The sequence below is a fragment of the Xenorhabdus griffiniae genome (assembly GCF_037265215.1).
Lineage (GTDB): Bacteria > Pseudomonadota > Gammaproteobacteria > Enterobacterales > Enterobacteriaceae > Xenorhabdus > Xenorhabdus griffiniae.
In genome coordinates, this window is record NZ_CP147737.1 from 3,194,737 (window position 1) to 3,214,754 (window position 20,018).

General features: G+C 45.5%; 30 protein-coding genes and 1 pseudogene. 3 read left to right on the forward strand and 28 right to left on the reverse strand.

What is annotated here, in order from left to right; all coding sequences use genetic code 11:
- Positions 1 to 25: 25 nt before the first annotated feature.
- The 5 genes and pseudogenes from WDV75_RS13835 to WDV75_RS22160 form a co-directional block, all read right to left on the reverse strand.
- Positions 26 to 223 carry a type II toxin-antitoxin system HicA family toxin gene (locus WDV75_RS13835; protein ID WP_273571699.1) on the reverse strand — a complete coding sequence of 66 codons (198 nt, stop codon included), beginning with the start codon at positions 221 to 223 and terminating at the stop codon, positions 26 to 28.
- Positions 223 to 465, reverse strand: coding sequence for a DUF1902 domain-containing protein (locus WDV75_RS13840; protein WP_273571698.1), 243 nt, complete (start codon positions 463 to 465; stop codon positions 223 to 225). Before WDV75_RS13840 ends, WDV75_RS13835 begins: the two co-directional genes overlap by 1 nt.
- Positions 466 to 729: 264 nt before the next feature.
- Positions 730 to 1,119 (reverse strand): annotated as a pseudogene (locus WDV75_RS13845) (phage antirepressor N-terminal domain-containing protein); the annotation flags it as partial.
- 273 nt (positions 1,120 to 1,392) lie between these two features.
- Positions 1,393 to 2,133, reverse strand: a complete 741-nt coding sequence (locus tag WDV75_RS13850) for a KilA-N domain-containing protein (RefSeq protein ID WP_273571697.1) — start codon at positions 2,131 to 2,133, stop codon at positions 1,393 to 1,395.
- A gap of 95 nt (positions 2,134 to 2,228) precedes the next feature.
- A complete protein-coding gene (locus WDV75_RS22160) occupies positions 2,229 to 2,402 on the reverse strand; it encodes an Arc family DNA-binding protein (protein ID WP_422399052.1) in 174 nt (57 codons plus the stop codon).
- Between the two features lie 123 nt (positions 2,403 to 2,525).
- Between WDV75_RS22160 and WDV75_RS13855 the strand changes: the two genes are divergently transcribed.
- Positions 2,526 to 2,924: an Arc family DNA-binding protein gene (locus WDV75_RS13855; protein ID WP_273571696.1), complete on the forward strand. Its 399-nt coding sequence runs from the start codon at positions 2,526 to 2,528 to the stop codon at positions 2,922 to 2,924.
- A 44-nt stretch (positions 2,925 to 2,968) separates the two neighbouring features.
- On the opposite strand, the gene WDV75_RS13860 is transcribed toward WDV75_RS13855, so the two are convergent.
- The 19 genes from WDV75_RS13860 to WDV75_RS13950 form a co-directional block, all read right to left on the reverse strand.
- Positions 2,969 to 3,268, reverse strand: coding sequence for a DUF6694 family lipoprotein (locus tag WDV75_RS13860; protein WP_273571695.1), 300 nt, complete (start codon positions 3,266 to 3,268; stop codon positions 2,969 to 2,971).
- Between the two features lie 53 nt (positions 3,269 to 3,321).
- Positions 3,322 to 5,250, reverse strand: coding sequence for a hypothetical protein (locus tag WDV75_RS13865; RefSeq protein ID WP_273571694.1), 1,929 nt, complete (start codon positions 5,248 to 5,250; stop codon positions 3,322 to 3,324).
- Positions 5,222 to 5,371, reverse strand: coding sequence for a hypothetical protein (locus WDV75_RS13870; protein ID WP_193757196.1), 150 nt, complete (start codon positions 5,369 to 5,371; stop codon positions 5,222 to 5,224). Before WDV75_RS13870 ends, WDV75_RS13865 begins: the two co-directional genes overlap by 29 nt.
- Before the next feature lie 29 nt (positions 5,372 to 5,400).
- The gene (locus tag WDV75_RS13875) at positions 5,401 to 5,793 is read right to left on the reverse strand and encodes a phage tail assembly chaperone (protein ID WP_273571693.1); all 393 of its coding nucleotides are present in this window, start codon (positions 5,791 to 5,793) and stop codon (positions 5,401 to 5,403) included.
- Complete coding sequence (locus WDV75_RS13880; RefSeq protein WP_273571692.1) at positions 5,793 to 6,227, reverse strand: phage protein; 435 nt, start codon at positions 6,225 to 6,227, stop codon at positions 5,793 to 5,795. Before WDV75_RS13880 ends, WDV75_RS13875 begins: the two co-directional genes overlap by 1 nt.
- A gap of 9 nt (positions 6,228 to 6,236) precedes the next feature.
- The gene (locus tag WDV75_RS13885) at positions 6,237 to 7,748 is read right to left on the reverse strand and encodes a DUF3383 domain-containing protein (RefSeq protein ID WP_273571691.1); all 1,512 of its coding nucleotides are present in this window, start codon (positions 7,746 to 7,748) and stop codon (positions 6,237 to 6,239) included.
- 2 nt (positions 7,749 to 7,750) lie between these two features.
- Complete coding sequence (locus WDV75_RS13890) at positions 7,751 to 8,245, reverse strand: phage neck terminator protein (RefSeq protein ID WP_273571690.1); 495 nt, start codon at positions 8,243 to 8,245, stop codon at positions 7,751 to 7,753.
- Entirely contained in the window at positions 8,169 to 8,504 is a 336-nt protein-coding gene (locus tag WDV75_RS13895) for a hypothetical protein (protein ID WP_273571689.1), read from the reverse strand. Before WDV75_RS13895 ends, WDV75_RS13890 begins: the two co-directional genes overlap by 77 nt.
- A complete protein-coding gene (locus WDV75_RS13900; RefSeq protein WP_273571688.1) occupies positions 8,497 to 8,967 on the reverse strand; it encodes a hypothetical protein in 471 nt (156 codons plus the stop codon). Before WDV75_RS13900 ends, WDV75_RS13895 begins: the two co-directional genes overlap by 8 nt.
- On the reverse strand, positions 8,964 to 9,326 hold the full coding sequence (locus tag WDV75_RS13905) for a DUF4054 domain-containing protein (protein WP_273571687.1): 363 nt from the start codon (positions 9,324 to 9,326) through the stop codon (positions 8,964 to 8,966). The genes WDV75_RS13900 and WDV75_RS13905 overlap by 4 nt, the downstream gene beginning before the upstream one ends.
- Positions 9,327 to 9,341: 15 nt before the next feature.
- Positions 9,342 to 10,289 carry a major capsid family protein gene (locus WDV75_RS13910; RefSeq protein ID WP_273571686.1) on the reverse strand — a complete coding sequence of 316 codons (948 nt, stop codon included), beginning with the start codon at positions 10,287 to 10,289 and terminating at the stop codon, positions 9,342 to 9,344.
- Positions 10,290 to 10,291: 2 nt separating this feature from the next.
- A complete protein-coding gene (locus tag WDV75_RS13915) occupies positions 10,292 to 10,771 on the reverse strand; it encodes a structural cement protein Gp24 (protein ID WP_273571685.1) in 480 nt (159 codons plus the stop codon).
- Complete coding sequence (locus tag WDV75_RS13920; protein ID WP_273571684.1) at positions 10,771 to 11,928, reverse strand: DUF2213 domain-containing protein; 1,158 nt, start codon at positions 11,926 to 11,928, stop codon at positions 10,771 to 10,773. Before WDV75_RS13920 ends, WDV75_RS13915 begins: the two co-directional genes overlap by 1 nt.
- A gap of 3 nt (positions 11,929 to 11,931) precedes the next feature.
- Complete coding sequence (locus WDV75_RS13925) at positions 11,932 to 12,798, reverse strand: phage minor head protein (RefSeq protein ID WP_273571683.1); 867 nt, start codon at positions 12,796 to 12,798, stop codon at positions 11,932 to 11,934.
- Positions 12,755 to 14,074 carry a DUF1073 domain-containing protein gene (locus tag WDV75_RS13930; RefSeq protein WP_273571682.1) on the reverse strand — a complete coding sequence of 440 codons (1,320 nt, stop codon included), beginning with the start codon at positions 14,072 to 14,074 and terminating at the stop codon, positions 12,755 to 12,757. The genes WDV75_RS13925 and WDV75_RS13930 overlap by 44 nt, the downstream gene beginning before the upstream one ends.
- Entirely contained in the window at positions 14,071 to 15,297 is a 1,227-nt protein-coding gene (locus tag WDV75_RS13935; protein ID WP_273571681.1) for a PBSX family phage terminase large subunit, read from the reverse strand. Before WDV75_RS13935 ends, WDV75_RS13930 begins: the two co-directional genes overlap by 4 nt.
- Positions 15,278 to 15,685, reverse strand: coding sequence for a DNA-packaging protein (locus tag WDV75_RS13940; protein WP_273571680.1), 408 nt, complete (start codon positions 15,683 to 15,685; stop codon positions 15,278 to 15,280). The genes WDV75_RS13935 and WDV75_RS13940 overlap by 20 nt, the downstream gene beginning before the upstream one ends.
- Before the next feature lie 141 nt (positions 15,686 to 15,826).
- On the reverse strand, positions 15,827 to 16,027 hold the full coding sequence (locus tag WDV75_RS13945; RefSeq protein WP_338860017.1) for a hypothetical protein: 201 nt from the start codon (positions 16,025 to 16,027) through the stop codon (positions 15,827 to 15,829).
- Positions 16,024 to 16,605, reverse strand: coding sequence for a BRO family protein (locus WDV75_RS13950; protein WP_273572416.1), 582 nt, complete (start codon positions 16,603 to 16,605; stop codon positions 16,024 to 16,026). The genes WDV75_RS13945 and WDV75_RS13950 overlap by 4 nt, the downstream gene beginning before the upstream one ends.
- A gap of 347 nt (positions 16,606 to 16,952) precedes the next feature.
- Here WDV75_RS13950 and WDV75_RS22165 point away from each other — a divergent pair, with 347 nt between their 5' ends.
- Positions 16,953 to 17,150, forward strand: coding sequence for an ECs_2282 family putative zinc-binding protein (locus tag WDV75_RS22165; RefSeq protein WP_422399053.1), 198 nt, complete (start codon positions 16,953 to 16,955; stop codon positions 17,148 to 17,150).
- A 68-nt stretch (positions 17,151 to 17,218) separates the two neighbouring features.
- On the opposite strand, the gene WDV75_RS13960 is transcribed toward WDV75_RS22165, so the two are convergent.
- The 4 genes from WDV75_RS13960 to WDV75_RS13975 form a co-directional block, all read right to left on the reverse strand.
- Entirely contained in the window at positions 17,219 to 17,674 is a 456-nt protein-coding gene (locus WDV75_RS13960; RefSeq protein ID WP_273572337.1) for a lysis protein, read from the reverse strand.
- Positions 17,671 to 18,075, reverse strand: coding sequence for a structural protein (locus tag WDV75_RS13965; RefSeq protein ID WP_273572336.1), 405 nt, complete (start codon positions 18,073 to 18,075; stop codon positions 17,671 to 17,673). The genes WDV75_RS13960 and WDV75_RS13965 overlap by 4 nt, the downstream gene beginning before the upstream one ends.
- Complete coding sequence (locus WDV75_RS13970; protein WP_422399054.1) at positions 18,075 to 18,395, reverse strand: phage holin, lambda family; 321 nt, start codon at positions 18,393 to 18,395, stop codon at positions 18,075 to 18,077. The genes WDV75_RS13965 and WDV75_RS13970 overlap by 1 nt, the downstream gene beginning before the upstream one ends.
- A gap of 319 nt (positions 18,396 to 18,714) precedes the next feature.
- The gene (locus tag WDV75_RS13975) at positions 18,715 to 19,044 is read right to left on the reverse strand and encodes a hypothetical protein (protein WP_273572391.1); all 330 of its coding nucleotides are present in this window, start codon (positions 19,042 to 19,044) and stop codon (positions 18,715 to 18,717) included.
- Positions 19,045 to 19,067: 23 nt separating this feature from the next.
- On the opposite strand from WDV75_RS13975, the gene WDV75_RS13980 reads away from it, so the two are divergent.
- A complete protein-coding gene (locus tag WDV75_RS13980) occupies positions 19,068 to 19,625 on the forward strand; it encodes a hypothetical protein (protein WP_273572392.1) in 558 nt (185 codons plus the stop codon).
- Positions 19,626 to 20,018 lie beyond the last annotated feature (393 nt).

Sequence of the window (20,018 nt, forward strand, 5' to 3'; positions counted from 1 at the left end):
ATTCAGTAATGTTATATGGCAGAAATTAAATTTTCTCGTTAATGCCTGCCTGTTTCAGAATTGAGTTAGCGGTATGCTTAGAGACTATTGTATATGGCACACTAAATGCTTTGTTGGTTATATCGCTACGCCATATTTCATGGCTGCCTTTGCCTTGTCTTACAAAGTAACAGCCATGTGCTAATAGAATTTCTTTTAGTTGCGGATATAAGCCGGAACCCATCAGAGAGCCATCCTGGAATCAGATGATTGTTCTTGGACGAACTTAAGGCGGAAAACCTCAGAATGATCGCCAAGTCCATTAATCTCATAAAGCTCAGGCGCTATTTCCCAAACTTTTTCTGTCAGTTCATCGTAAGTTTTAGCTTCTGTAACCAACCCAAGTTCATCACACTCAGCGACCCACATGTCATCATGGATAACATTTACAACGAAAGCCTCAAGTCTTGTTATAACCACTCCCATGTTTACCTCTCCGTATACTGAGTTAATGATTATCTACCCCAATCTTAGCACTCATTGATTATAAAATCATCGAAATTAGCCGTCCATAGCTTGGGGTTAGAATGCGTTCATCGGTAACGAGATCATGCTATCAATGTAATATCCATAACGCTTTGCCAATCCTTCAATAATCCCTTTTGGGGTCTCAGTTCCACCAGTAAAAGTCTCAGTTTTATCGAGATGCTTGTCGTAAACTTCCATCTTGATAATGTATCTGAAATTAGGTGGTTGAGGTTTTTTCGCTTTAACCTCACCAGTAGTCCAATACTCATAAAGCACATCATCGCACTCTTCCTGATACCGGATAACTTTATCCCTGATTGATGCTTTAACTTTATTGGGACTGATAGTCGCTAACCAGCCAGCGAGTTTACGGAGGGCTAGACAACTCATTGATTGCGCTCCGCCTTTTGTAGGTATAACGATTTCCGTGATACCTTTAGAGAAACGTGTTTTTAGCTTCTCTAATTGAGACTGCCACGCTAGCCCCATTCCATCAACAATTGGTTTCATTGGTACATACGGTTCACCGTTATAATTAACGACATAGAGATCTGAACCATAAAATGGGACATTAATAGTTTTACTAACGCTGTTAGTTGCTATAATGGTCATTGTCTATGCTCCTGCAAGAGTGGTAGACGTTGTATTAGAAGCCCCGATTGCCTGATCTGCGTTGGGGCTTCGCTGTTTTAGGACGACAATATTTATTACGTAATTGTAACGTTTTGTAAAGGTTCTCAGCCGTGAACTGAGAGGCCTCTCGAATTTTCAACCAATTACACACGTAATACGCGTAAATACATATTGTTATCACCAACAATCACTGTTAGATTGGCTGACTCTATTGAATAGATCAGTATTTGATCGCCATCCTTGGCGCAATTCTTACGCTACTTCTACACCGTGAATTAAATGTCTCAGCGCCTTAATGCCGTTCTCGTTATAACGGAATGCTTCCACTTGCTTACTTGAGTGAGCGGATTTATCCAAAAAGAACTTACCGTGTTGTTCATTTTTAAGGTTGTGTTCATTGGCAACCCGTCCGATTTTGTTTGCTGACACATCCAGCATTTTTCCTACTTCACCTGCTGTGTAGTATTTTTCTTCCAGCACAGGAAGAGGGACTGCTTCAAAACCAACAATAGGATTAACAATATTGGCTGCTGCGCACTGTTTCGCTTCACTGCTCAGGTTCGGCATTAGGTCAAACAGGCTACTGATAGCATCAACTGACATTTTCAGCGTTCTGGCGCGGCGGTATTCAGGCAAGCCTGACTTGCTTTTCTCTGGTACTAATTTCCCTGAACGATAATCAATGAAAGTCTGGTTCACCTGCAATTGGAATGCTGGACTGATCCACCCTGCATATGAGACTGCTAAAAGTTCATGTGCAAAAGTACCACCATAACGACCTTCTTTTCTAACTAGGGGATTTCCACGAGTTAAATTTGCAACCTCAAGAATCAATGACTTAATAGCATCTGATTTAACCCACTCGCTAGGTGCTCTTGATTGCTGTTGTCCACTCGCCTTATGCAAAGCATTCAGGTTAAAACGACCTTCTGAATCGGTAGTGATTTCTACGCCTGCAATGACAGGAAGATTTTTATTTGCTACATTATTCATATTGTCACTCTCTGTTATGGGTTGACACGTTGGTTTCTTCGAACGTTACTGACAAATTAGAAGCCTCAACTGTTGGCGCAGTTGGGGTTTCGTCTTTATTGGGCTGCATTTTTTCTTTGTCCTATTGCTCTATTCATTCTGTCCCTCAGTATTTTTACAATCTCAGCATTTAAAGAACGATCATTGCGGTTGGATTCTTCCTCATACCATTCCCTAACTTCGGGCGGCATTCTTAGCGGATATGGTTGTATTCTTTTTGGGTGACTCATAATGATTCTCTTTTTTCCTTTGAATTAACTTATTATAGTAAAATGATGGATCGAAAGGATTCACTTGTCAAACATATATTTACTATCTACACTGCCGAATAGTGAGTCTAAAGGAGTCAAACAATGTCACGTATAGCGCCATACCCTTTAAGAATGCCACCTGAATTAAGGGAAGCGTTGGAACAGAAGGCAGAGAAATCGAAGCGGAGCCTTCAGCAAGAGGTCATTTATCACATTGATATGTCATTGCAGATTGAAAAGCTTTTTGTAGCCACTTCATCTGACGATATTTATACGCGGATAGCTAAGGCGTTAAAATCAGAAAGCGAGTCTAAGAAAAAAGATGAAGATATTGAGAAATTAAAAATGCAAATTAGTCTGTTGCATGGAATAACAAAAGACACAGACACAGACAGATTTATGAAAATTAATACACAGGTTAAAATTGCTCAGGAAGCACTGGATAATATAACCAAACACATACCACCGAGGTATGAAGAGCCTATAAAAACTAAAAAATAATATCCTCTTGCCTCAGTGCCAACAAAAAAGCCCCGTAAGGGGCTTTACTTCTTCTCATTCATCTTCTCACCCATTGCAATGATTTCAATGGCTGTTTTGCCTCCGATCATCTTGTTGATTGCCTTTACCTTGTCTTCTTCATTGTTAGTTACTGCCTTAGCAATTAAACCAATATCAAGAACAGCACTTTTGAATTTATTCGCTTCATCTTTATCAAGAGATAGGTAGATTTTTTGTGTAGAAGATTTTAAAGCATCGGAGCTTGAGGCGTCTATTTTCAGCTCCTTTTCTCCACATCCAACCAAGAATACAGTTAAAATAATTGGCAAGAACAATTTTTTCATAATAAATCTCTTAAAATAGAATTGATGATTAATTAAACCATTTAAGAGCTATATTATCCATATCCGTTAGCTAGCTGTCCTTTCGTATTATAACCAGCATTTTTTAATGCTTTGCTGAAACCAGCATTAGAATAGTTGGCGGCTTTTTCTGGTGATGGAGCAGTAATGTGTTGCGTGACATTCACGTCCCCTTGTCGGATTGTTGTCTGACTACTATTGTTACTGGTGGTAACATTTGCAATAGACTGACCAATCGTGGCGCCATTACCAGCGTTGATACTGGATTGGATATTCTTAAGCTCATCATTGCTAAGATCAAACGTAGACTCTTCCTCCTCCTTATCTCCAGTGAAGAAATTCTTTACTGCTTGAATCTTAGCAGCCACCTTATTGTAATAATCCATCACCCAGTCAAGCGCTTCCTTGAACGGCTTCTTAATCATTTCCTTGACCTTGGCAAACCGCTTACCAATATCATCAACGAACTTCGTTACGTCCTGTTCATTCAGCCCGAACAGACTCAGGATGAACTTAAATGCTTCCCTGAACGGCGTAGTCAATAGATCCCAAATCAGGTCAAAGATTTTTCCGAGTTTCTGTGTCCATGTGGTCGAATCATCGGAGAAGATGTCATACAGCCCTTTGACCAGTTTGAAGGCGGCTCTGAACGGATAGGTGAGCCAGTACCAGATAGCGCTGAATATCTCACCCAGTTTATCAACGAACCGGTTAGCATCCCGCTCACTCATACCAAACTGCCGGAGGATATACCTAAAGCCATCCCGGAACAGCCGCTTAATCTCCTGCCATGTTTTGGCTATCGTTTTCCATAGATTACCAAACGCAGATTCACCGGTGGTGATCCACTGATACAGGTCATACAGCACATAGATAAGTCCGGCAATCAGGGCGACCACCAGCCCGATTGGATTCATCAATAAAGCCCGCCCCAACCATATAAAGGCGTGACCTGCGGACATGGCGAGTTTTGCAACTGAGGTGAGCGGGGAAAACAGCCACGCAAGTGCCTTAGCAAATCCGCCTACGTCTTTTGTGACTGCCAGAAACATATTGGCGCTAAACATTACTCCCAGCATACCGCTGAGCAGTTTGATGGAAGTTTTCATCTCACCAGAGAGACTGTCCCACCACGATTTAACATCCTTAATCCACTTGATACAGGAACCCCAGAAATCACCGAACAATGAATCACCACCATCAAGGTAGACTATCAGGTCATCCAGTAACAGTAATACTCCTGCGATAGCGGCGATCACCCACATAACGGGATTAGTGATAAAAGCCATGATCATACCGCGCTTCACTATCGCCAAGACGCCTGCCAGTACCAGCAGGGCATTTTTCCAGCCAATCGTGCCGGAGATAACTTTATCCACCACCCTCACGGAGTTGGTAATCACCTGAATGACCTTGCCACCAGCTTTAATCACGCCGGTTAATCCTTTGGTGATGAGTTCCTTGTTTGAGGCTATCCAGTCATTGAACTTCTTCACAATAGCGGTTAGCGAAGGCACGAGGTTCAGCGCAATCTTGGTCTTAATGGACTCAATCGACAGCCCCGTCTTTTTCATCGCCTCCTGATATTCGTCTGCCTGTGCCAGTTCCTGCTTTGAGATGTCGTATAACAGTCCCTTTTGTTCAGCCAGCTCTTTCGCCCCCGCCAGCGCCCCGTTAAGAAAGCCCATAATTTTAGCAGAGGCAAGACCAACGGCTGCCGATACACCTGCTGCCAGTAATTTGAGCTTACTCAGTGAATCGCGGACGGCTTCGGCCTTCTTGCCAGCCTCATCAATATTGTCCGCTTCGTTATTGCCGATATCATCCAGATTCTGGTTAATCCGGTTAGCCTGAGACGCGACCTGAGTCGCAGCAGCAGCGAGGGCAATAACGACATCCTTGATTTTCTCAGCCTGTGTCGTATCAACACCGATACTAACGAGCAGTTCTTCTATCTGCATCATTTGCCCTCTTTTGTGCCAGCAACTCTTCAACGTGGGCTTCGTGGAAGTCCAGTATGTCTTCAAGGGTGGCGGTGGTTCTCAGGTCATGGCCTGTGTATTTTCCGCGTAAGACCGGTGTCATCTTCAACCAGTCCACATCGGAGGATGTGCTTAATTGCTGAGGATCGCTGAGAGATTGATATTTTTCGCAGATGCGACCCCAGCGGGCAAAAAATCCGCAAAATGGAATTTCAGTCCGTCAAAAATCAACTGGAAGTAATGCGAGCGGTGAGTATTAAAGTGGCTGTTAAACACATCCGGTTTTTGCAGCAAAAGGGTTTCTCCATTTTCATCCGTTGCCGTGACGTACTTAAACACGAATTGCTCAACACCCTGCATTTCCGGTGAGCCAATATTGGCCGCAATCGCCCCGATATCAATATCCACATTATCCCCTTTCGTTGAGATGCAACCTTTAAGCAGGCCAATTAATTTTAAAGCGTGATTTTTCGCTTCAATAAAATTGCTCTGACGGTGCTCGTAAGTGATGTTATCGATGTTCATTAGTTATACAGTCCTTTCTTGAGGTTCATGGTTGAGCGCGTAGCTTTTAGTGTCCACGTGACGCCGTTATGTGCGGTTCCGCGTGTAATTGTGGGCGGAGTGGTAAAGTAACAACTGTCCAGCATAATCTCGTCGCCATTCATCGTGTCTTTGTAGTAAATATGCAGTGGCGAGAAGGCTTTTGGTGTGTTGATCTGGATATTACGCAGTTTGTTTAGGTACTCGTTGTCTGCACTGTGCTGGAGTAGTTTGATGATTATCACCATCCCTTGATTGCACGTGGCAACGAACACCCCATTGCCATTGACTCCATACGTGATATCACCATCATCACCGACCGGCGCAATGGATAGCGCATCTGCCACGTTCTCAAACCCTGAAATCTCATAACCGGAGATGGTTAGAATTGCCTGTGAATGGTTATAGTGAGCCATTTTCGCTCCTTAGCGGTTGAATTGGATTAGCAGATCAACGGAGTGAATCGCTCCGGCTAATTTGATCGCGCACATAATCGGCATGGCCTTACGTGATTCGCGGTCAGCCAGTGATTGCAGGTCGTAGCTATCAGAATAGAAATAGAACCCCTCGTCCAGCCTGTCACCATAGGTCAATTCACCGATATCATTTCCGCGCCAGAGTCCACCCGCCAGAAATCCATTACGCACGAACTCATTACCAATGACGGTCAGAGCACCGATCAACATGGCCTGCCCCTTATCTGTCTGTGGTATTTTGGTTGGGTTCGCCTGTAATGTTGTAAATGCCTGTTTCTGGCACGCATCCAAAAACGCATCAAGACCTACGGTTTCATCAATAAACACGCCGCCCAGCATGACGCCCTCAGCAATCATAGATACACCGTCATAATCGGTATAAAAATTGACGCCCAGACGACGGCATTTTTCAGCATCTGATAAAGTTACCCGGTCATCAGAACGGACAGCCGTTTGTTGTTTGAATTTGACGGTTTTTGCGGAATTTTGCGCATTCCAGTTAGTCGAGAGTGAGATACCCAACAGCGAAACGGCGGCATGGTCATCACCTGTTTTGTTGTATTCCACCATCAGACGACCGGAGTTTTTGTCGTAGAGTTTTTTCAAAATGTTGTCGTTATTCCAGTCAAGCAACTCATCACGCAATGCCGTATATGCGCCGACTTTCATATCAACTGCTGTAATCCATGTGTGCATATCATCCAATTGTTCATCGGTGATAGCATCAGCGAAATATACACCGTACCAGTCCTGATAAACGTTCTGGAGTTTATGCAACGCTTCGGAGGGTAATTCTTGCTCGATGCTGACAGCGACTTTACCTATAGCAATGGCGGCCTGTCCGTCTTGCAATTTCAGCAGATTGCCGATATAGGTTCCGGTATTTGGATCTGTGACATAACCCAATTTAGTTGCCGGATACTCCCCTGCCGTTTGTGCCTGAATAATGACACGATGACCTATTGTATCCCAAGTGACCGTCAGGTTGCTGTTTTCAGGTAGCGCTTTTTGTAACACGGTTGCGATATCAGTGAAATCAATGACTTTTCTGAAATTCAGGCCGGACAACAGAACACCTTTTCCGCCGACATTCAGCATCATTGAACCATCACCGATGGCCTTGAATGCGTTGATGCCTACTGAAATAGTAGAGCCTTTCAACGCATTGGCTGTTGCGGGAATTTCCTGTTTTGTTTTAGCCCAACGACCAATTAAGGCGCGTTTCGGCGTAGGTCGCACAGAAAACAATGATAGCGCTGCTTTATATACCTCTGATTGTGTGCCAAACAGATTCGCCACATCCTGAGCGCCGGACACAATGACATAGCGTGTTGCGTCATCCGTGAACGCACTCCCGATTTCAGGGGTGAAAATGGCAACCATACTCAGATCACGACGACGCGCCGCCATTGCCTGTGGCATGATCTGAGCATTGACCACCTCTTTAATAGATAAGCTCATTGCTAATCCTCATAGACAGTAATATCAACCGTTTTCGCCTGATTAATCGGCGTTTCTATCCGGTGGATATGAGAGAGAGTTAAATCAATTTGCGCCCGCTGTTCTTTACCCCCTGCAATAGCAGTTGGCAGGTTACGGATTTGGGATTTCCTGACCAACCCAGCCCCCATACTAGTAAGCAGGGATTGTGCGTAGCTGGTTCTGAGAACAGAGGCGAATTTTTCAATAATGAGATAGGCATTTTTGCCGAAGGCATTAACAGAGATAAGGGTTTCGCGAGTGACGGTGATAATTTCAACTTCTTTCCTTGCATTGAACTTGTATTCTTCACCCATTAATTCCGATGTTACCCGATTCACAGTGATAAATGACTGTATATCAGACACATCGGTTTCACCGTCAGCATCCAGTACAACAGATTCAGGTAATTTCAAAACCGTCGCTATCATCTGTCTGACTGCCCTCATATCGAGTTGCGAGAGAGTCGTAGTATCCATAGTCGTTCCAACGCGCGTTAGTGATAATTCGCCAACGGTGACCATTCCAAAAGAGAAGGTCTTTTACTTTCACTTCTTCTTGTGTCAACACCTTAATGGTAGGGTTATAGCGATCACCCTCCGGCAGGATCTGTAAGTCTTCTGTTCCGGCAGGAAAAATAATACAGACCAGATTTCGTCTGTTGTCATCGGATGAGGTGAATTCCTGCTCTTGCCGGAAGAAATCATCATCGAAGATGTCATCAATAAAGCTATCCATCTTCGCGCACCTCGTAAGTAATGGACTGAACTAACTGACCGGTATCAATAAGCGGCTTCGATGAACCTTTACGCTTCACCGTTTTCGGGTTAAGTGCTGGTTCAATGCCCGCCTGAATTTTCCGCTTAACTTCGCCTGCCATTTTTTCGCCAACCAACGCAAACGGTGCTGTTTTATCACCGTCCGTCAATAGTGTCTCACGGATACTATTAGCCAATAATTTCGCCGCTTTCTCCTTGTTTTCGTCCACGGTTGAACGTAAAAAAGAGCGTTCAGGAATATACCCCGGAACACCAAATTCTTGTGCCGCTGCAATTTCTGCGTTACTTATCCCTGTTTCGTCATCCCGCTGATTTTTTGATGCAGGTACGCCAACATAAACGCGAAATGGAGAAAGTTCGCGCAATTTGGCTTCTAAAGATTTAAGTGCCGCCCCGTTAAAATTGCCAGAGTTTCTAATCATCGCACCACCAACATATGCCGGGAGACTAATTTTCGCAGGCGCAAATACTCCTGCCCGTAGGTACTGGATGCATAACCCTCATGGTTAGCCGTGAATCCCGCATCAGGCGCAGAATAGCCGATGGATAATCCACCAGCCGATTTACTCATCGCTATCTGTACGGGTTTTCCGTTGTTGTTACCGCTGCGGGTTAATGCACCAGAGACATAGAGGAGGTGAGCAGCCAAAGCCTGCCGCCCTTGCTCATAGAGCCTTCTCCACACTTTGCTACTTATTTGGTCAGCGGCATCCTGTAGGGCTAGCTCAATGCGATGCTTATCAACGTTGGCAAATTCGGGGTAACGGGTGAGAAAATCCATTGTTACCCCCTGTGGTTATGCGCTTTTGTAATCGACGTATATGAACCTGTCGAGCTTACGGATAATCGCGCCGGTAAATTGCGCTTCCAGTGGAACCTCCCAGCTCAGTGAGGAGCGCTGGAAGACAGAACCGGTTGTCGGTGCACGCGCCCAGTCAGTAAATATCGTGTCTTCTTTATTGGTGTAAACACAAGCGCGGTTAGCGCCTTTTGTACCAATCCCCTGAGCGAATCCCATAGGGACACCGATGATACTGATCTCGGTTTGGGCGAATTCACGCAGCGCCTCTTTAATCGCTGCCAGTGCGTTGATATTGGTCGCACCATTGGTGATGGAGGCATCATAAAGACCGGAGAGCGTCAACAAATCCATACTGTCAATTGCGATAGTATCTGGCATCACTATCTGGTCACTGGCGTTATAGCCCAGCTTAATCAGATCAATGAACCATGCCCGCGCCTCAGAGCCTGACATCGCGGAAATGGGCTTCTGCTTAGTCATATCCTCAATGTTAACCGCCGGATTATTCATCATCCCAGTTACATCACGGCGACGAGCATGACCAATCAGGGCTGTTTTCTGGATAGTGCGCAGACAAACACCGCGCAAGTTTTCCAGCTTGGTCGTATCCAACTGAATACCGAACCGCTTTGCACGCTCAACGCCGAGCGAGGTGTACACAACCCCTTTCGCCCAGTCGATGTAACCCATCTTTTTGCCTTCGATGTGAACATCTTCCAGTTCAATAGATGTCGTACTCTCATCAACTAGGCCATTATCCAGATCTTGAGTTCCTTTCTCCTGACCGTACAAAACATCCGTGGTCTGTACGTTACCTTTCTGGGTAATGGTCATGAACTTACCCAACTGAACGTCAGGGTATTCCTGTTTTTCGAAGGTGTTGTCAAACTCAACCGCCACCTGCTCTAGTGTGTCCTGAATGTCTACTGTTTCCATTGTCATAGTTACACCCCTGCTCCTGTGCCACCGGCTTGATTAATAACTTCACTGCGCATGATCTTGGCTAATGAGCCGTTGACGTCAGTGACATAGAAATGCGTTTTGATATCACCGTTATGGCTTGCTGTGCCTGCGTCTTTGCCTTTTACGACAACAGAAACGGTGTCCCCGATTTTTAATTCACTGTCCTCAGCCATCTGAACCACGATTTCAGAACCGTGAGGTAATGTCATCACTGATAAGTTTCGGTTAGGTTTGAACTCATGAAAAATACCAATGACCATGGATACACCGAGGATCCTGTCGCTGGCTGCACTCACATTCCGGCAGGTCTGAACTGCGTCACCCATCGCAACGAAACGACCGCCCAAAATGGCTTTGTCATCCGCATTGATATAGGACGGTGCAACAATACCGGACTCGCCCGCACGCGATACCTGCCCGGCGAACCAGCGTTTACCGAGATAAAGATTCTTACCTGACATTATTTACCTCCAAATTGCTTGGTGAAATCGTGTTTTTTCGTAGAGGCTGCATCGTTGAATAAATGCGTGCCAATATTGCTACGTGGTTTTGATGTTGCCTGAACAGTCGCATATGCCGCGCGGATTTCGTCGTCAGTCATGGCTTTAACCTGAGCATCTGTAAATATATGCGTGCTCAGCAATACGGCTGAACGCACATCGCGCGCCGATTTACTGTCATTGAAATTCACTTTCGGGAAACGAGTCTTAGCATCGTTCAGCGTGGCGCTGGCTTCGTTATCACCTTTCAGCTTTTCCAGTTCCTCTTTAAGCGAGGCGTTTTCCTCTTTGAGCTGTTTGTTTTCAGCTTCCAACGCAGTAATGCGGGCGTCTTTATCGTCAGTGCCACCAGCCTTCGGATCTTCATCATTTGGCGGAGGTGTACTCGTACCTGTACCTTTCGCGGCTTCCAGTTGTGCTTTCAGCTCCGCCAGTTGCGCTACCACTTCCTGTGCTTGAGCGGTAGCTTCGGGTGTTGCGTTACCTTCCAGCTCTTGTAACGTTTTTTCCAGCGCCGCAATCATGCCGATCAGCTCATCTTCGGTCAGCGGTTGCCCCTCCGCATCCTTGACGCGCTTACCTTTTAGTAATGCAATAACATCTTTCAATGTTTTCATCGGTGTACCTTTTTTGTCATTTAATCTAATGTCAGCGCCGTAGCGCCCCTCAGCAACTACGGCAACATGATTGCCGCGAATATTGATTTGATGTAACTCACCATTCTTCTCGACCAATTCAGCAGGTTCATAACCCACTGATAGCTCCCGTATTCCTTTATCTTCCAGCACCCGAATAGCATTGGCATCTTTCAGGTAGGCATCACAGACAATGTAATCGCCGTCTGCCCTGACATTCTGAATGTGGCCGATTGTTTTATTCTTCCATTCATTAGCCCGCACCTCGCCGCTATCCGGGTGAGTCAGTGTTAATGTCTGGCCTTCAAAAGATTGCAGGGTTTCAGGTCTGGAAAGTTCTTCGAGAGTGCGGTGAATGGTAATTTTTTTGTTGATATCTTTACCGGTTAACCCGACTTCATGCCCGTAATATTGCACTGGGCCAGCACGGGTGATCCGCGCAGTGGTCACAACGTAACCCTGCGGTGTTCGTTTCCACGTCATGAATTAATCCCATGAGACTTTCGGAAGAGCAACACAACGACACTGGTAATCGGTGCCGGGCGCGCCCTCATACCCTTTGATACCTGAGCGCTTTTTCCATGTTTTGCCACCATCTTCTGAATAGACGGTCGGATCGGAGTATTTGCAGGTTTTGCCATTCAGCACAAAATGACTGGCACGCTCTCGCTCATCACCGGCACCGCCCCATTCATACAAATCAAGGCCAAGTGTTTTACTGCGGGTTTCAGTTAATGCGGAATTCAGTTTCGCTGTCTGGTCACGGGCAATAAACTTCGCCCGATTCTGAGTGACATTGCCACGTTCACGGATAAGCGACACTAAGTTCTCATGCCGCCCACCATTGGTTAGATTAGCGAAAACCTTTTCCCCAATATCGTTGATAAAATCCGTCTGTATGGATTGGATTAAATCGACATTCTCTTTTACTGCATTTTCGAGATGCTCTTTGACCGCCCCATCACCCAACATTCCTGTTAGGTCAATGCCAAACGCTGCCTTGTATGTCTTTTGCGTCTGAGACTTATTCTGGTCATTAGCACGTCTGACCATGCCGAATGACAATCGACGAGCCATATCGAGAATCGACATATTCGCCAGTTTTTGGATTGCTCGTGAGAGTCGTGCGGTTATCGAGAGGACGGATTCGAAGGGGGCATCATTAAGTATCGGTTTTTGCAGGTCTTCTATTACAACATCCTGCATCATTTTGATAAACGCTATTAACTGGTCACGATACCATACCTCCGTTCGCTTGCTGGGAGTGGGGGGGCGCATTAGCCGATTGCGGGATTTAAGTCGCCCCTGTTTACGCTCCAGCATCTCCGCCAGACTGATAGCTCCATTGCTCATTATTTACCCCTCCTAACGAACTAATATCCGCCTCCGTAACAGTGGTCAGTACACCGCGCGCTACCATCTCACGTAAGGCGGTATCTTCCGGGAGAAAACCCGCCTGAACCATGGTGGTAAACCCTGTGGCATATTGTGTGAACCGGTTCGCTTCTTGCGCTTCATTCACACTGTAGATAGAGGGATAGGTGTAGCTGATTTCCGCTTGTGCTGTCAGTTTGTCGAGAATGAACTGATCAACGAAATCCTGCATAGGCCGCAATCTGGCCTCCTGCAAACCGTTAATCGTTTCGTAGTACGCCTTGTTATCTTCTTCACCAGAGGCAAACCCACTCGCTGATTGACCAAACAGAATAGTAATCGGCCTGTCCAGTGCACCTGCCAGTACGTTCATCATTTTGGTGATCACTTCAGATAGCCCGGCAAACTGTGCATTCTTCTGCTCATAGCGGCTCGGCATTGTGCCGTCACCCGCATCCATCAGCATCAGGCCGGTTGCGGATTTGGTTTGCTTCATCACACGGGCATATTCGATAACCTGCGCCTCCTGCCCTGAATCAATCTGACTGTTTAAGTTGGGCAGGAAGATCACATCAACGTTCGCCTCTTGGATGGTATCGCCCGTACTGACAACCGTGGTGTCAAAAATCTTGATGGCTTCATAGGGTGCTTGAATATCTGATGTTCCGAACTTAGGCATATCCTTGATGCTATGCTGGCCTAGCTTTGTCCGATGACAGCGGGTATGGTGAAACTTCAGTTGCTGGGTGCCAATGTTAAGCTGATAAGTTTGCGGATGTCCGAAGTGTGACGAAGCAATATCTGAAATCACCTGACTGGCAGGAGAGTATTCCCCTTTCCGCACCACCAGAAACTTAACAATATTTTCTGACTGGAGATTGAGTGGTTCACCAATCATCTCATCCGGGCAATCTGTCACCGCTACAATGAGTGAATCCCCCAATAATGACGCCCATGTCAGCGCATCGCGATAAATACCGTATACATCCAGCTCACGCTCAATATCCTCTATCCGCGTTTTAAGCTCCTCGCCGATATCACCGGATAATTCACGGGGCAGCTTCAGCATGTCATAAGCAGTTTTGTTAATATATTTCTGCACTATCCATGAGCTTTTGTACATGGCGAGCAATTCTTTTTCCTGTACATCCGCCTTGTTGCTTGCATACCTGATTGACGCCACCCGTTCACCGAGTGAGGTCAGCATACTCTGGAGGCTATCAGTCAGGCGGCCTATCATAGTTTTTTTCGTCATGACATAATGTCCCATACGGTTGTTCGACCCTTGATATATCCATCCAACCCATACCTGATACCATCCCAACAATGGTTATTGGCATCCTCAATAACAGGTAGTACCTCGCCGGTGATTCTGTCGGTTTTGTAGGAATAGAGCCGGGCTTCTTTGGCGGTCTGCTTACAGCGTGGGTGAATGAAAATTTGCTTAAAGCCACGCAGGTAAGAAATACCGTCCTCTACGCTGCCTTGCCACTTCTTCGCTGCTGAGATATTGAATCCTTGCCGCCTGAGATAGCTGATCGTTTCCGGTCTGGCAGAGTCGGCTTTGATAGGCCATTTGCGAGACTCAGGCACTTGGTCATAGAACGCAGGCATGTGATCGAGTTCCACCCCGATACCGTATGCTTCATAGTCGATATACAGACAGTTATCTAAGATGAACATACGGAGTAGGGTGCTAGGGTCTTTAGCGAAGCCAAAATCCGCCCCAAATAGTAATCTGTCAGCGTTTTGCCACAGATCATCAGGAAAGGCTTCAATCTTGTATTTATTTGCCAACACCTGCTTATCGGAGTTCTCCAGATAGGCACCTTCCCAAATCCAAGCGTAAGTGGAGGCATCCAGTCTTGACTGGTCATTCGCCCGCTCTTGTTCCAGTACATCAGGGAACCACGGATTATCGTCGTAGTTCATTTCGATGATGCAGGCATTATCTGGTGGTGTTTTGCGAAAACGTTTATCGGTCGAACTGCCATTAATTTCAGGGTTCCATGTTACCCAAATTTCAGAGCCTGCTTCACGTACTGTCGGGATTAGCTTTCTCCATGCAACTTCGGATACTGATTCAGCCTCGTCTATCCACGCTATCAGAATGCGGGCTTTGGATTTGATACTGTCGAGGTTATGCCGCAATCCCGCGAACACATACCAGACTCTACGGTTTCGGGTTCGGATATAGTTCTCACCCATCTCATAGTAGTTATCCAGCCAAGGCTCCGATTTGATGGCCTGCTTCACTTCCTCCATTGAGGATTCAGACAGCGAATTCATGAATTCACGTCCACAGAGGATAACGCCCTCAGTTCCTGCCTCGGCAAATATGTAACCACGAATAGCGCTCATCTTGGCAAATGAACGAGTCTTACCTGAACCGCGTCCACCGTATGAGCCGCGATAGCGATAATCACCACTGAACACCGGAATGAGTTTAGGCGGCAGTTCAATTCTCGCTGTCGTCATGTTGACCTCCGGCAACCAATACTATTTTGGCGGGGGACATTGAACCATCAGGGGAGCGGTGATCGATTTCTTGCTTATCGGAATAGCCATGTTTGGTTAACATCATCTTGGCAATTGTCGAATTAAAATCGCCTGTCAGCCCTTTATTGATGAGCTTATTTTCTTGCATGGCTCCTATGCCCTCTAAGATGTCCGAAAACTCACTTGACTGCTTTCCATATTCATATGCGGTTGAGCGTGCGATAGCCAAATAACAGGCCAATCCTGCAACACTGGGGATTACATCACCAACTGATTCATAACCGCCATACAGATACTTTTTTGCCTTAGCGATTAGCTCATCATTCAGCTTGCTAGGGCAACCAACTTGATTTGTTTGTTGTCCCATGTTCCTTTTCCCCATAAATCAGAATAATTAACTGGTCGGGTTGATATAACCCCGACAATTTTCGAGACCGCGAGTGACCAAAACCTCTACAAAACTCTATCAACGCCACTCCTAGAATGACGTTTACAGCATTTTATAAAATCATCGTCTTTCGTACTTGCTCGCCCATGCCTTAGCGATACTCAGACAGTCATCAAACAGCTTACCTTTCCTGCTCGCTGATGCTGAACGGCGGTAATGTTCTTTTGCACGGTCACTCGCCATCCCCGCTATAGATGAAGAAAAGCCGAGCTTGGTTAACTCGGCCTGTACGTTCTTCTGGATAAATTGTTCGTGGTTCATGCGGGTTCTTCCTCATCGGGGAACTCGTCCAGTCCAGGCAAAGCAAGCTGTGATAATTCAAGGATGGCCTTCTCAGCCTTACGAATTTTCTTGAGATGGCGCTTGCGCAAGTTCATTAAGTCACTGCCTTTGCGACCGAAGTTGTCGAATGACCATTTATTGGCAGCCACCAGGCGATTCTGCATTTCACCAATGGTTAACTCTTTGAGGCTTTCCATATCCATCATAGCCAAGTTCTGTGGTTGGTGTTCTTTCTCTGCCAGATCAAGTAACCATTTACGAAGATCTTTGGCGACTTTGGTTTTCGACAGCATCCCCACAAGGTGAGCACCACGAAGCGAATAAATTCTGACCGCCTTATGCTGTAACCCATTGATTTCCCCGCTGACCGTCAGATTGACGACCATGGTCATATCGGGTGAGAACTCATCTTTGTTGCGATCATAAATCCTTGAGACTGAGTCTTCACGAGCATAACCCAGAAGCTCGGCCATTTGTTTACCCGTAAACCAAATCTTCCCGTCCTTATTGTCAAATGGAACGATTTCATGTTCTTTGAAAGTTAATGCTGTACTCACGATGCTTATCCTTACTTAGGGAATGAACCTTTGCCGAAATAGGAAATCAGCCCATCGAAGAGCATCAGCAAGCTGACTCCTCAAAGGCTCACTCCTAAATAAGGGTTCGATGTTTAGATTGGCGCTTTCGGTGCGCGGTGAAAATAAAAATGCCACCAGCCCGTGTGCGCTGGGTACGCGATAGGAACGGGTGGCAGCATGGGTTATTCCTGTAGCCACTCAGGGAATGGGTAGAGAAATAAAAGCCTGCATATTTAACCACCTCAGGCAGTAGTGGTTTCCTGCTATCCACAGTCAAGGAAAATTGATATCTTGGTCATTCCACAGTCAGATGAGGAATGTTATTGATGAGTAAGCTTAGTTTTAAGTGCCCTAACTGTCGTAAGGATCTCGTTGTACGCTCCAGCGTCGATATCAAGAAAATAGACGACCTCAGAGGAACCAAATGCGCTTCTTGTGGTAGAGCAATCAGTAAAAATGACATTACTAAACAAGCTGGTGATTATGTCGCCAATATGCTCAAGGATGCCTTTAGGAAACGCTGATTTTAATTCATCTATTTTTTTATCTAACTTGCTGGTATCAAATTTTATTGATGCCAGTATTGGATCTTTCATTTCGTTACTCCGCATTCAGTCCTAACATATTCCTGCAAATAGCTCAGTTTTGCCCGGTCGTTGATGATGCCTTCTCGGATATCGAGAACAGCTTGTCCAGTTTCTCCAGTGAGTTCGACGGCGGTTGTAGCGCCCACGCTGCTGGAGGTAACGGTTTCAGACACGGTGCAGGCGGCTTTGATACGCAGCTTGCGACGACCAGCGGCAACATCAGCCCGAAGAATATCGATTTCAGTCTTGGCATGGGCGAGTTCCTGAGTGTGTTTGGTGTCCAGCTCGTGGAGTTGCTGGATCCGTTCTTGCTGCCGAGTGTTGATAGCAACTTGTTCATTGAAGTCAGTCGTTAGTTTTTTATTTAAATCATTTACTTCGTTTAACGATGCCATCAACCAACTAGACCAAGCAATGAGTCCGGCTATAATAACGAGTACTACCTTCTCGTAGGCGGTCATAGCATCTCAAACGCTTTCTCAAACGTTGCCTCAGAATACGGCTGATTGCCGTTCTCATGCCGGATAATGGCTTTTGCCAGTGCAATCAGCGTCGGTTTATTGATGTCCAGAACCTGATTTGGGTCTACGTTCACCGCCTCAGAAACACCGTTAATGTAAGCCGTGGTGTTGTTCTCATTGCTGGGTGCATAACGATTAATGATTTTAGAGACACTGTTATGCCCGCCTTTGTGGTAGTTGATTAACAACTTCATCAGTGCCCTGATGCCATACTCCGGCGATTTGAACAGGCAGAACCGAGGATTTTTTGCACCTGTCTCGATTCCAACTTGACCTTGCCAGTCATTCTTCGGGTTATAGTCAATATTACCCGGATTATGATTGCGAATGCCTCTGCTCACTATTTATCTCCCAACCGTTTGTTAATCGCACGAACAGCAAACTCGCGGATTTTCTCAACGCCAATAAAACCAACGGCGCCCCCGATAGCCGGTGCAAAATTGATAGGAATGCCAAACATCTCCAGACCACTGGATACACTCCATGATAAGGCCCCACAAAGCAGCGCCTCTACCCAGCGGTTCTTCCGCTCCACACCGTCGTAAATTAGTCGGCCGTAACAAATGGCTATTGCCAAAGCAGAACCGGATATTTGCGGCCACGAGTTTTTTAGGCCGTTGAGTAAGTCAGCCCATAAATCAGGATTTTCTTTCATCTTCATATTCCACCCCATTAGAACAATGGGCGTCCGTGGGGTGAACGATGGTTACCCCTGTGAGTTGTTGTGAATAGAGTGCCCCCAGAATTGAGGGCTGTAGATACGTAATGCGTACTGGTAGCAGGTATAACTCTGCATGATTTCAGATGTTAAATTGTGATCCTGCCTATGTGAACGTTTGCGGTCGGCTGGAATATGTAAAATCCGCAACGCACCCAACACTCTGGTAGTTGGCGACCAAAAAATTAAAAAGGCCACACCATGCGCAGCCTTAACTGTATGAATTTATTACGTTATGTAATTTCCCATCCCGGGATTTGAACTAATCGGAATTACCGTAATACCAGTCACCTTCTGCCAGCTGGCATTCGAGTGAAAAGATTTCATCTTGGTAGTTTGTAATAACTTGTTTTATAGCTTGCTGCTGCTCAGACGTTAAAGAGCCCCAAATTTCAATAATAGGTCCATCGTGGTGTGACCATTCTCTACCTATTGGACATTCATTGGTAGCAGAAGTATTAACGTTCTGTTTTTCTGCGCTAATATCCAATACCTGATTTGACTTTGAAGGAACGCATGAAAGATCACCTATTATCACTTTTGGCGTGCCAGTGCTGTCGTGAATAATAATCTTCTTATGATGTAGTTCCATACATTCCCCCATGAGGACTCTTTATGAATATAGCTATATTTAAACGGCTTTTTGCGCAAAATGATGATACATCCCAGTCAATAATGACAATATGTGAGAACAGCACGCCGTTAGTGACGGTTTTAACATTGCATTTAACATGTGAAAGTTTCTTAGAAGCCTACATTTGCGCTCACTTAGGTATTGAAGATCTGTTTGCCGAAAAACCCGACAATACAGAGAATGTTAAATTTAGAATGTCATTTGAGCATAAATCCAGACTCGCTCAGAGGCTAGGGCTTCCACGTAAAGCATATGACGCATTCGAGCAACTCAACCAAATAAGGAATCAATTTGCGCATAAGTTGTTACAATCTGATATCCCTGATAAACAGTTAACAACTATTACGAATCTAATCAAGAGCATCCCCGATTATCAAGCGGGGATAAATTTAGAAGAAGAAGGCATAAAATTCTATGGCTCAGAAAACGCAAAGCCATTCACCTTTAAATTTCAAGATCCAGCAATCCCTAAACAAATGAAACTGGTTATTGCTTATTTTTCGCTAATTAGACGCGTTTCCCCGCCAGTAGAAAATTAACTTCTTAACAACTGACCACCACGATGCACCTTATCAAGGTGGTTAGTTACAAATTAAAAAAAGGCTATGCGCAGCCTTGAATTTATAACCGATTGAATTTGTTCCGATGTCGGAAATCCGATATCGGGTAATTTGAACTATCCGGAATTACCGGATGGTTGGATAAAGCCATCGAATTCATCTTGCATGGGGGTGATCTCTTTTTCGCTGAAAATCAGGTTAACCATATGATTTATATAGTATGAAGGGGTGTTCTCCAATCCCGATCAGTATGTTGACCGAAACGCCTAAAATAACACTTAATATATTGATTTAACTACGATATAGGTGTTGATCGTAACGTTCACTTTGAATTAGTTCCGATATCGGACTGCTACACCATTGGTTGACCGC

Excerpts from the sequence above, each read along its gene's own strand:
- WDV75_RS13875 (WP_273571693.1), bottom strand. The coding sequence starts at position 5,793 with ATGAACATCGATAACATCACTTACGAGCACCGTCAGAGCAATTTTATT.
- WDV75_RS22165 (WP_422399053.1), top strand. The coding sequence starts at position 16,953 with ATGAGTAAGCTTAGTTTTAAGTGCCCTAACTGTCGTAAGGATCTCGTT.
- WDV75_RS13960 (WP_273572337.1), bottom strand. The coding sequence starts at position 17,674 with ATGACCGCCTACGAGAAGGTAGTACTCGTTATTATAGCCGGACTCATT.
- WDV75_RS13890 (WP_273571690.1), bottom strand. The coding sequence starts at position 8,245 with ATGGATACTACGACTCTCTCGCAACTCGATATGAGGGCAGTCAGACAG.
- WDV75_RS13940 (WP_273571680.1), bottom strand. The coding sequence starts at position 15,685 with ATGGGACAACAAACAAATCAAGTTGGTTGCCCTAGCAAGCTGAATGAT.
- WDV75_RS13970 (WP_422399054.1), bottom strand. The coding sequence starts at position 18,395 with ATGAAGATGAAAGAAAATCCTGATTTATGGGCTGACTTACTCAACGGC.
- WDV75_RS13880 (WP_273571692.1), bottom strand. The coding sequence starts at position 6,227 with ATGGCTCACTATAACCATTCACAGGCAATTCTAACCATCTCCGGTTAT.
- WDV75_RS13860 (WP_273571695.1), bottom strand. The coding sequence starts at position 3,268 with ATGAAAAAATTGTTCTTGCCAATTATTTTAACTGTATTCTTGGTTGGA.
- WDV75_RS13905 (WP_273571687.1), bottom strand. The coding sequence starts at position 9,326 with ATGGATTTTCTCACCCGTTACCCCGAATTTGCCAACGTTGATAAGCAT.
- WDV75_RS13865 (WP_273571694.1), bottom strand. The coding sequence starts at position 5,250 with ATGATGCAGATAGAAGAACTGCTCGTTAGTATCGGTGTTGATACGACA.
- WDV75_RS13895 (WP_273571689.1), bottom strand. The coding sequence starts at position 8,504 with ATGGATAGCTTTATTGATGACATCTTCGATGATGATTTCTTCCGGCAA.
- WDV75_RS13835 (WP_273571699.1), bottom strand. The coding sequence starts at position 223 with ATGGGTTCCGGCTTATATCCGCAACTAAAAGAAATTCTATTAGCACAT.
- WDV75_RS13935 (WP_273571681.1), bottom strand. The coding sequence starts at position 15,297 with ATGACGACAGCGAGAATTGAACTGCCGCCTAAACTCATTCCGGTGTTC.
- WDV75_RS13975 (WP_273572391.1), bottom strand. The coding sequence starts at position 19,044 with ATGGAACTACATCATAAGAAGATTATTATTCACGACAGCACTGGCACG.
- WDV75_RS13855 (WP_273571696.1), top strand. The coding sequence starts at position 2,526 with ATGTCACGTATAGCGCCATACCCTTTAAGAATGCCACCTGAATTAAGG.
- WDV75_RS13850 (WP_273571697.1), bottom strand. The coding sequence starts at position 2,133 with ATGAATAATGTAGCAAATAAAAATCTTCCTGTCATTGCAGGCGTAGAA.
- WDV75_RS13920 (WP_273571684.1), bottom strand. The coding sequence starts at position 11,928 with ATGACGTGGAAACGAACACCGCAGGGTTACGTTGTGACCACTGCGCGG.
- WDV75_RS13840 (WP_273571698.1), bottom strand. The coding sequence starts at position 465 with ATGGGAGTGGTTATAACAAGACTTGAGGCTTTCGTTGTAAATGTTATC.
- WDV75_RS13870 (WP_193757196.1), bottom strand. The coding sequence starts at position 5,371 with ATGACACCGGTCTTACGCGGAAAATACACAGGCCATGACCTGAGAACC.
- WDV75_RS13925 (WP_273571683.1), bottom strand. The coding sequence starts at position 12,798 with ATGAGCAATGGAGCTATCAGTCTGGCGGAGATGCTGGAGCGTAAACAG.
- WDV75_RS13930 (WP_273571682.1), bottom strand. The coding sequence starts at position 14,074 with ATGACGAAAAAAACTATGATAGGCCGCCTGACTGATAGCCTCCAGAGT.
- WDV75_RS13885 (WP_273571691.1), bottom strand. The coding sequence starts at position 7,748 with ATGAGCTTATCTATTAAAGAGGTGGTCAATGCTCAGATCATGCCACAG.
- WDV75_RS13980 (WP_273572392.1), top strand. The coding sequence starts at position 19,068 with ATGAATATAGCTATATTTAAACGGCTTTTTGCGCAAAATGATGATACA.
- WDV75_RS13900 (WP_273571688.1), bottom strand. The coding sequence starts at position 8,967 with ATGATTAGAAACTCTGGCAATTTTAACGGGGCGGCACTTAAATCTTTA.
- WDV75_RS13915 (WP_273571685.1), bottom strand. The coding sequence starts at position 10,771 with ATGTCAGGTAAGAATCTTTATCTCGGTAAACGCTGGTTCGCCGGGCAG.
- WDV75_RS13910 (WP_273571686.1), bottom strand. The coding sequence starts at position 10,289 with ATGACAATGGAAACAGTAGACATTCAGGACACACTAGAGCAGGTGGCG.
- WDV75_RS13945 (WP_338860017.1), bottom strand. The coding sequence starts at position 16,027 with ATGAACCACGAACAATTTATCCAGAAGAACGTACAGGCCGAGTTAACC.
- WDV75_RS22160 (WP_422399052.1), bottom strand. The coding sequence starts at position 2,402 with ATGAGTCACCCAAAAAGAATACAACCATATCCGCTAAGAATGCCGCCC.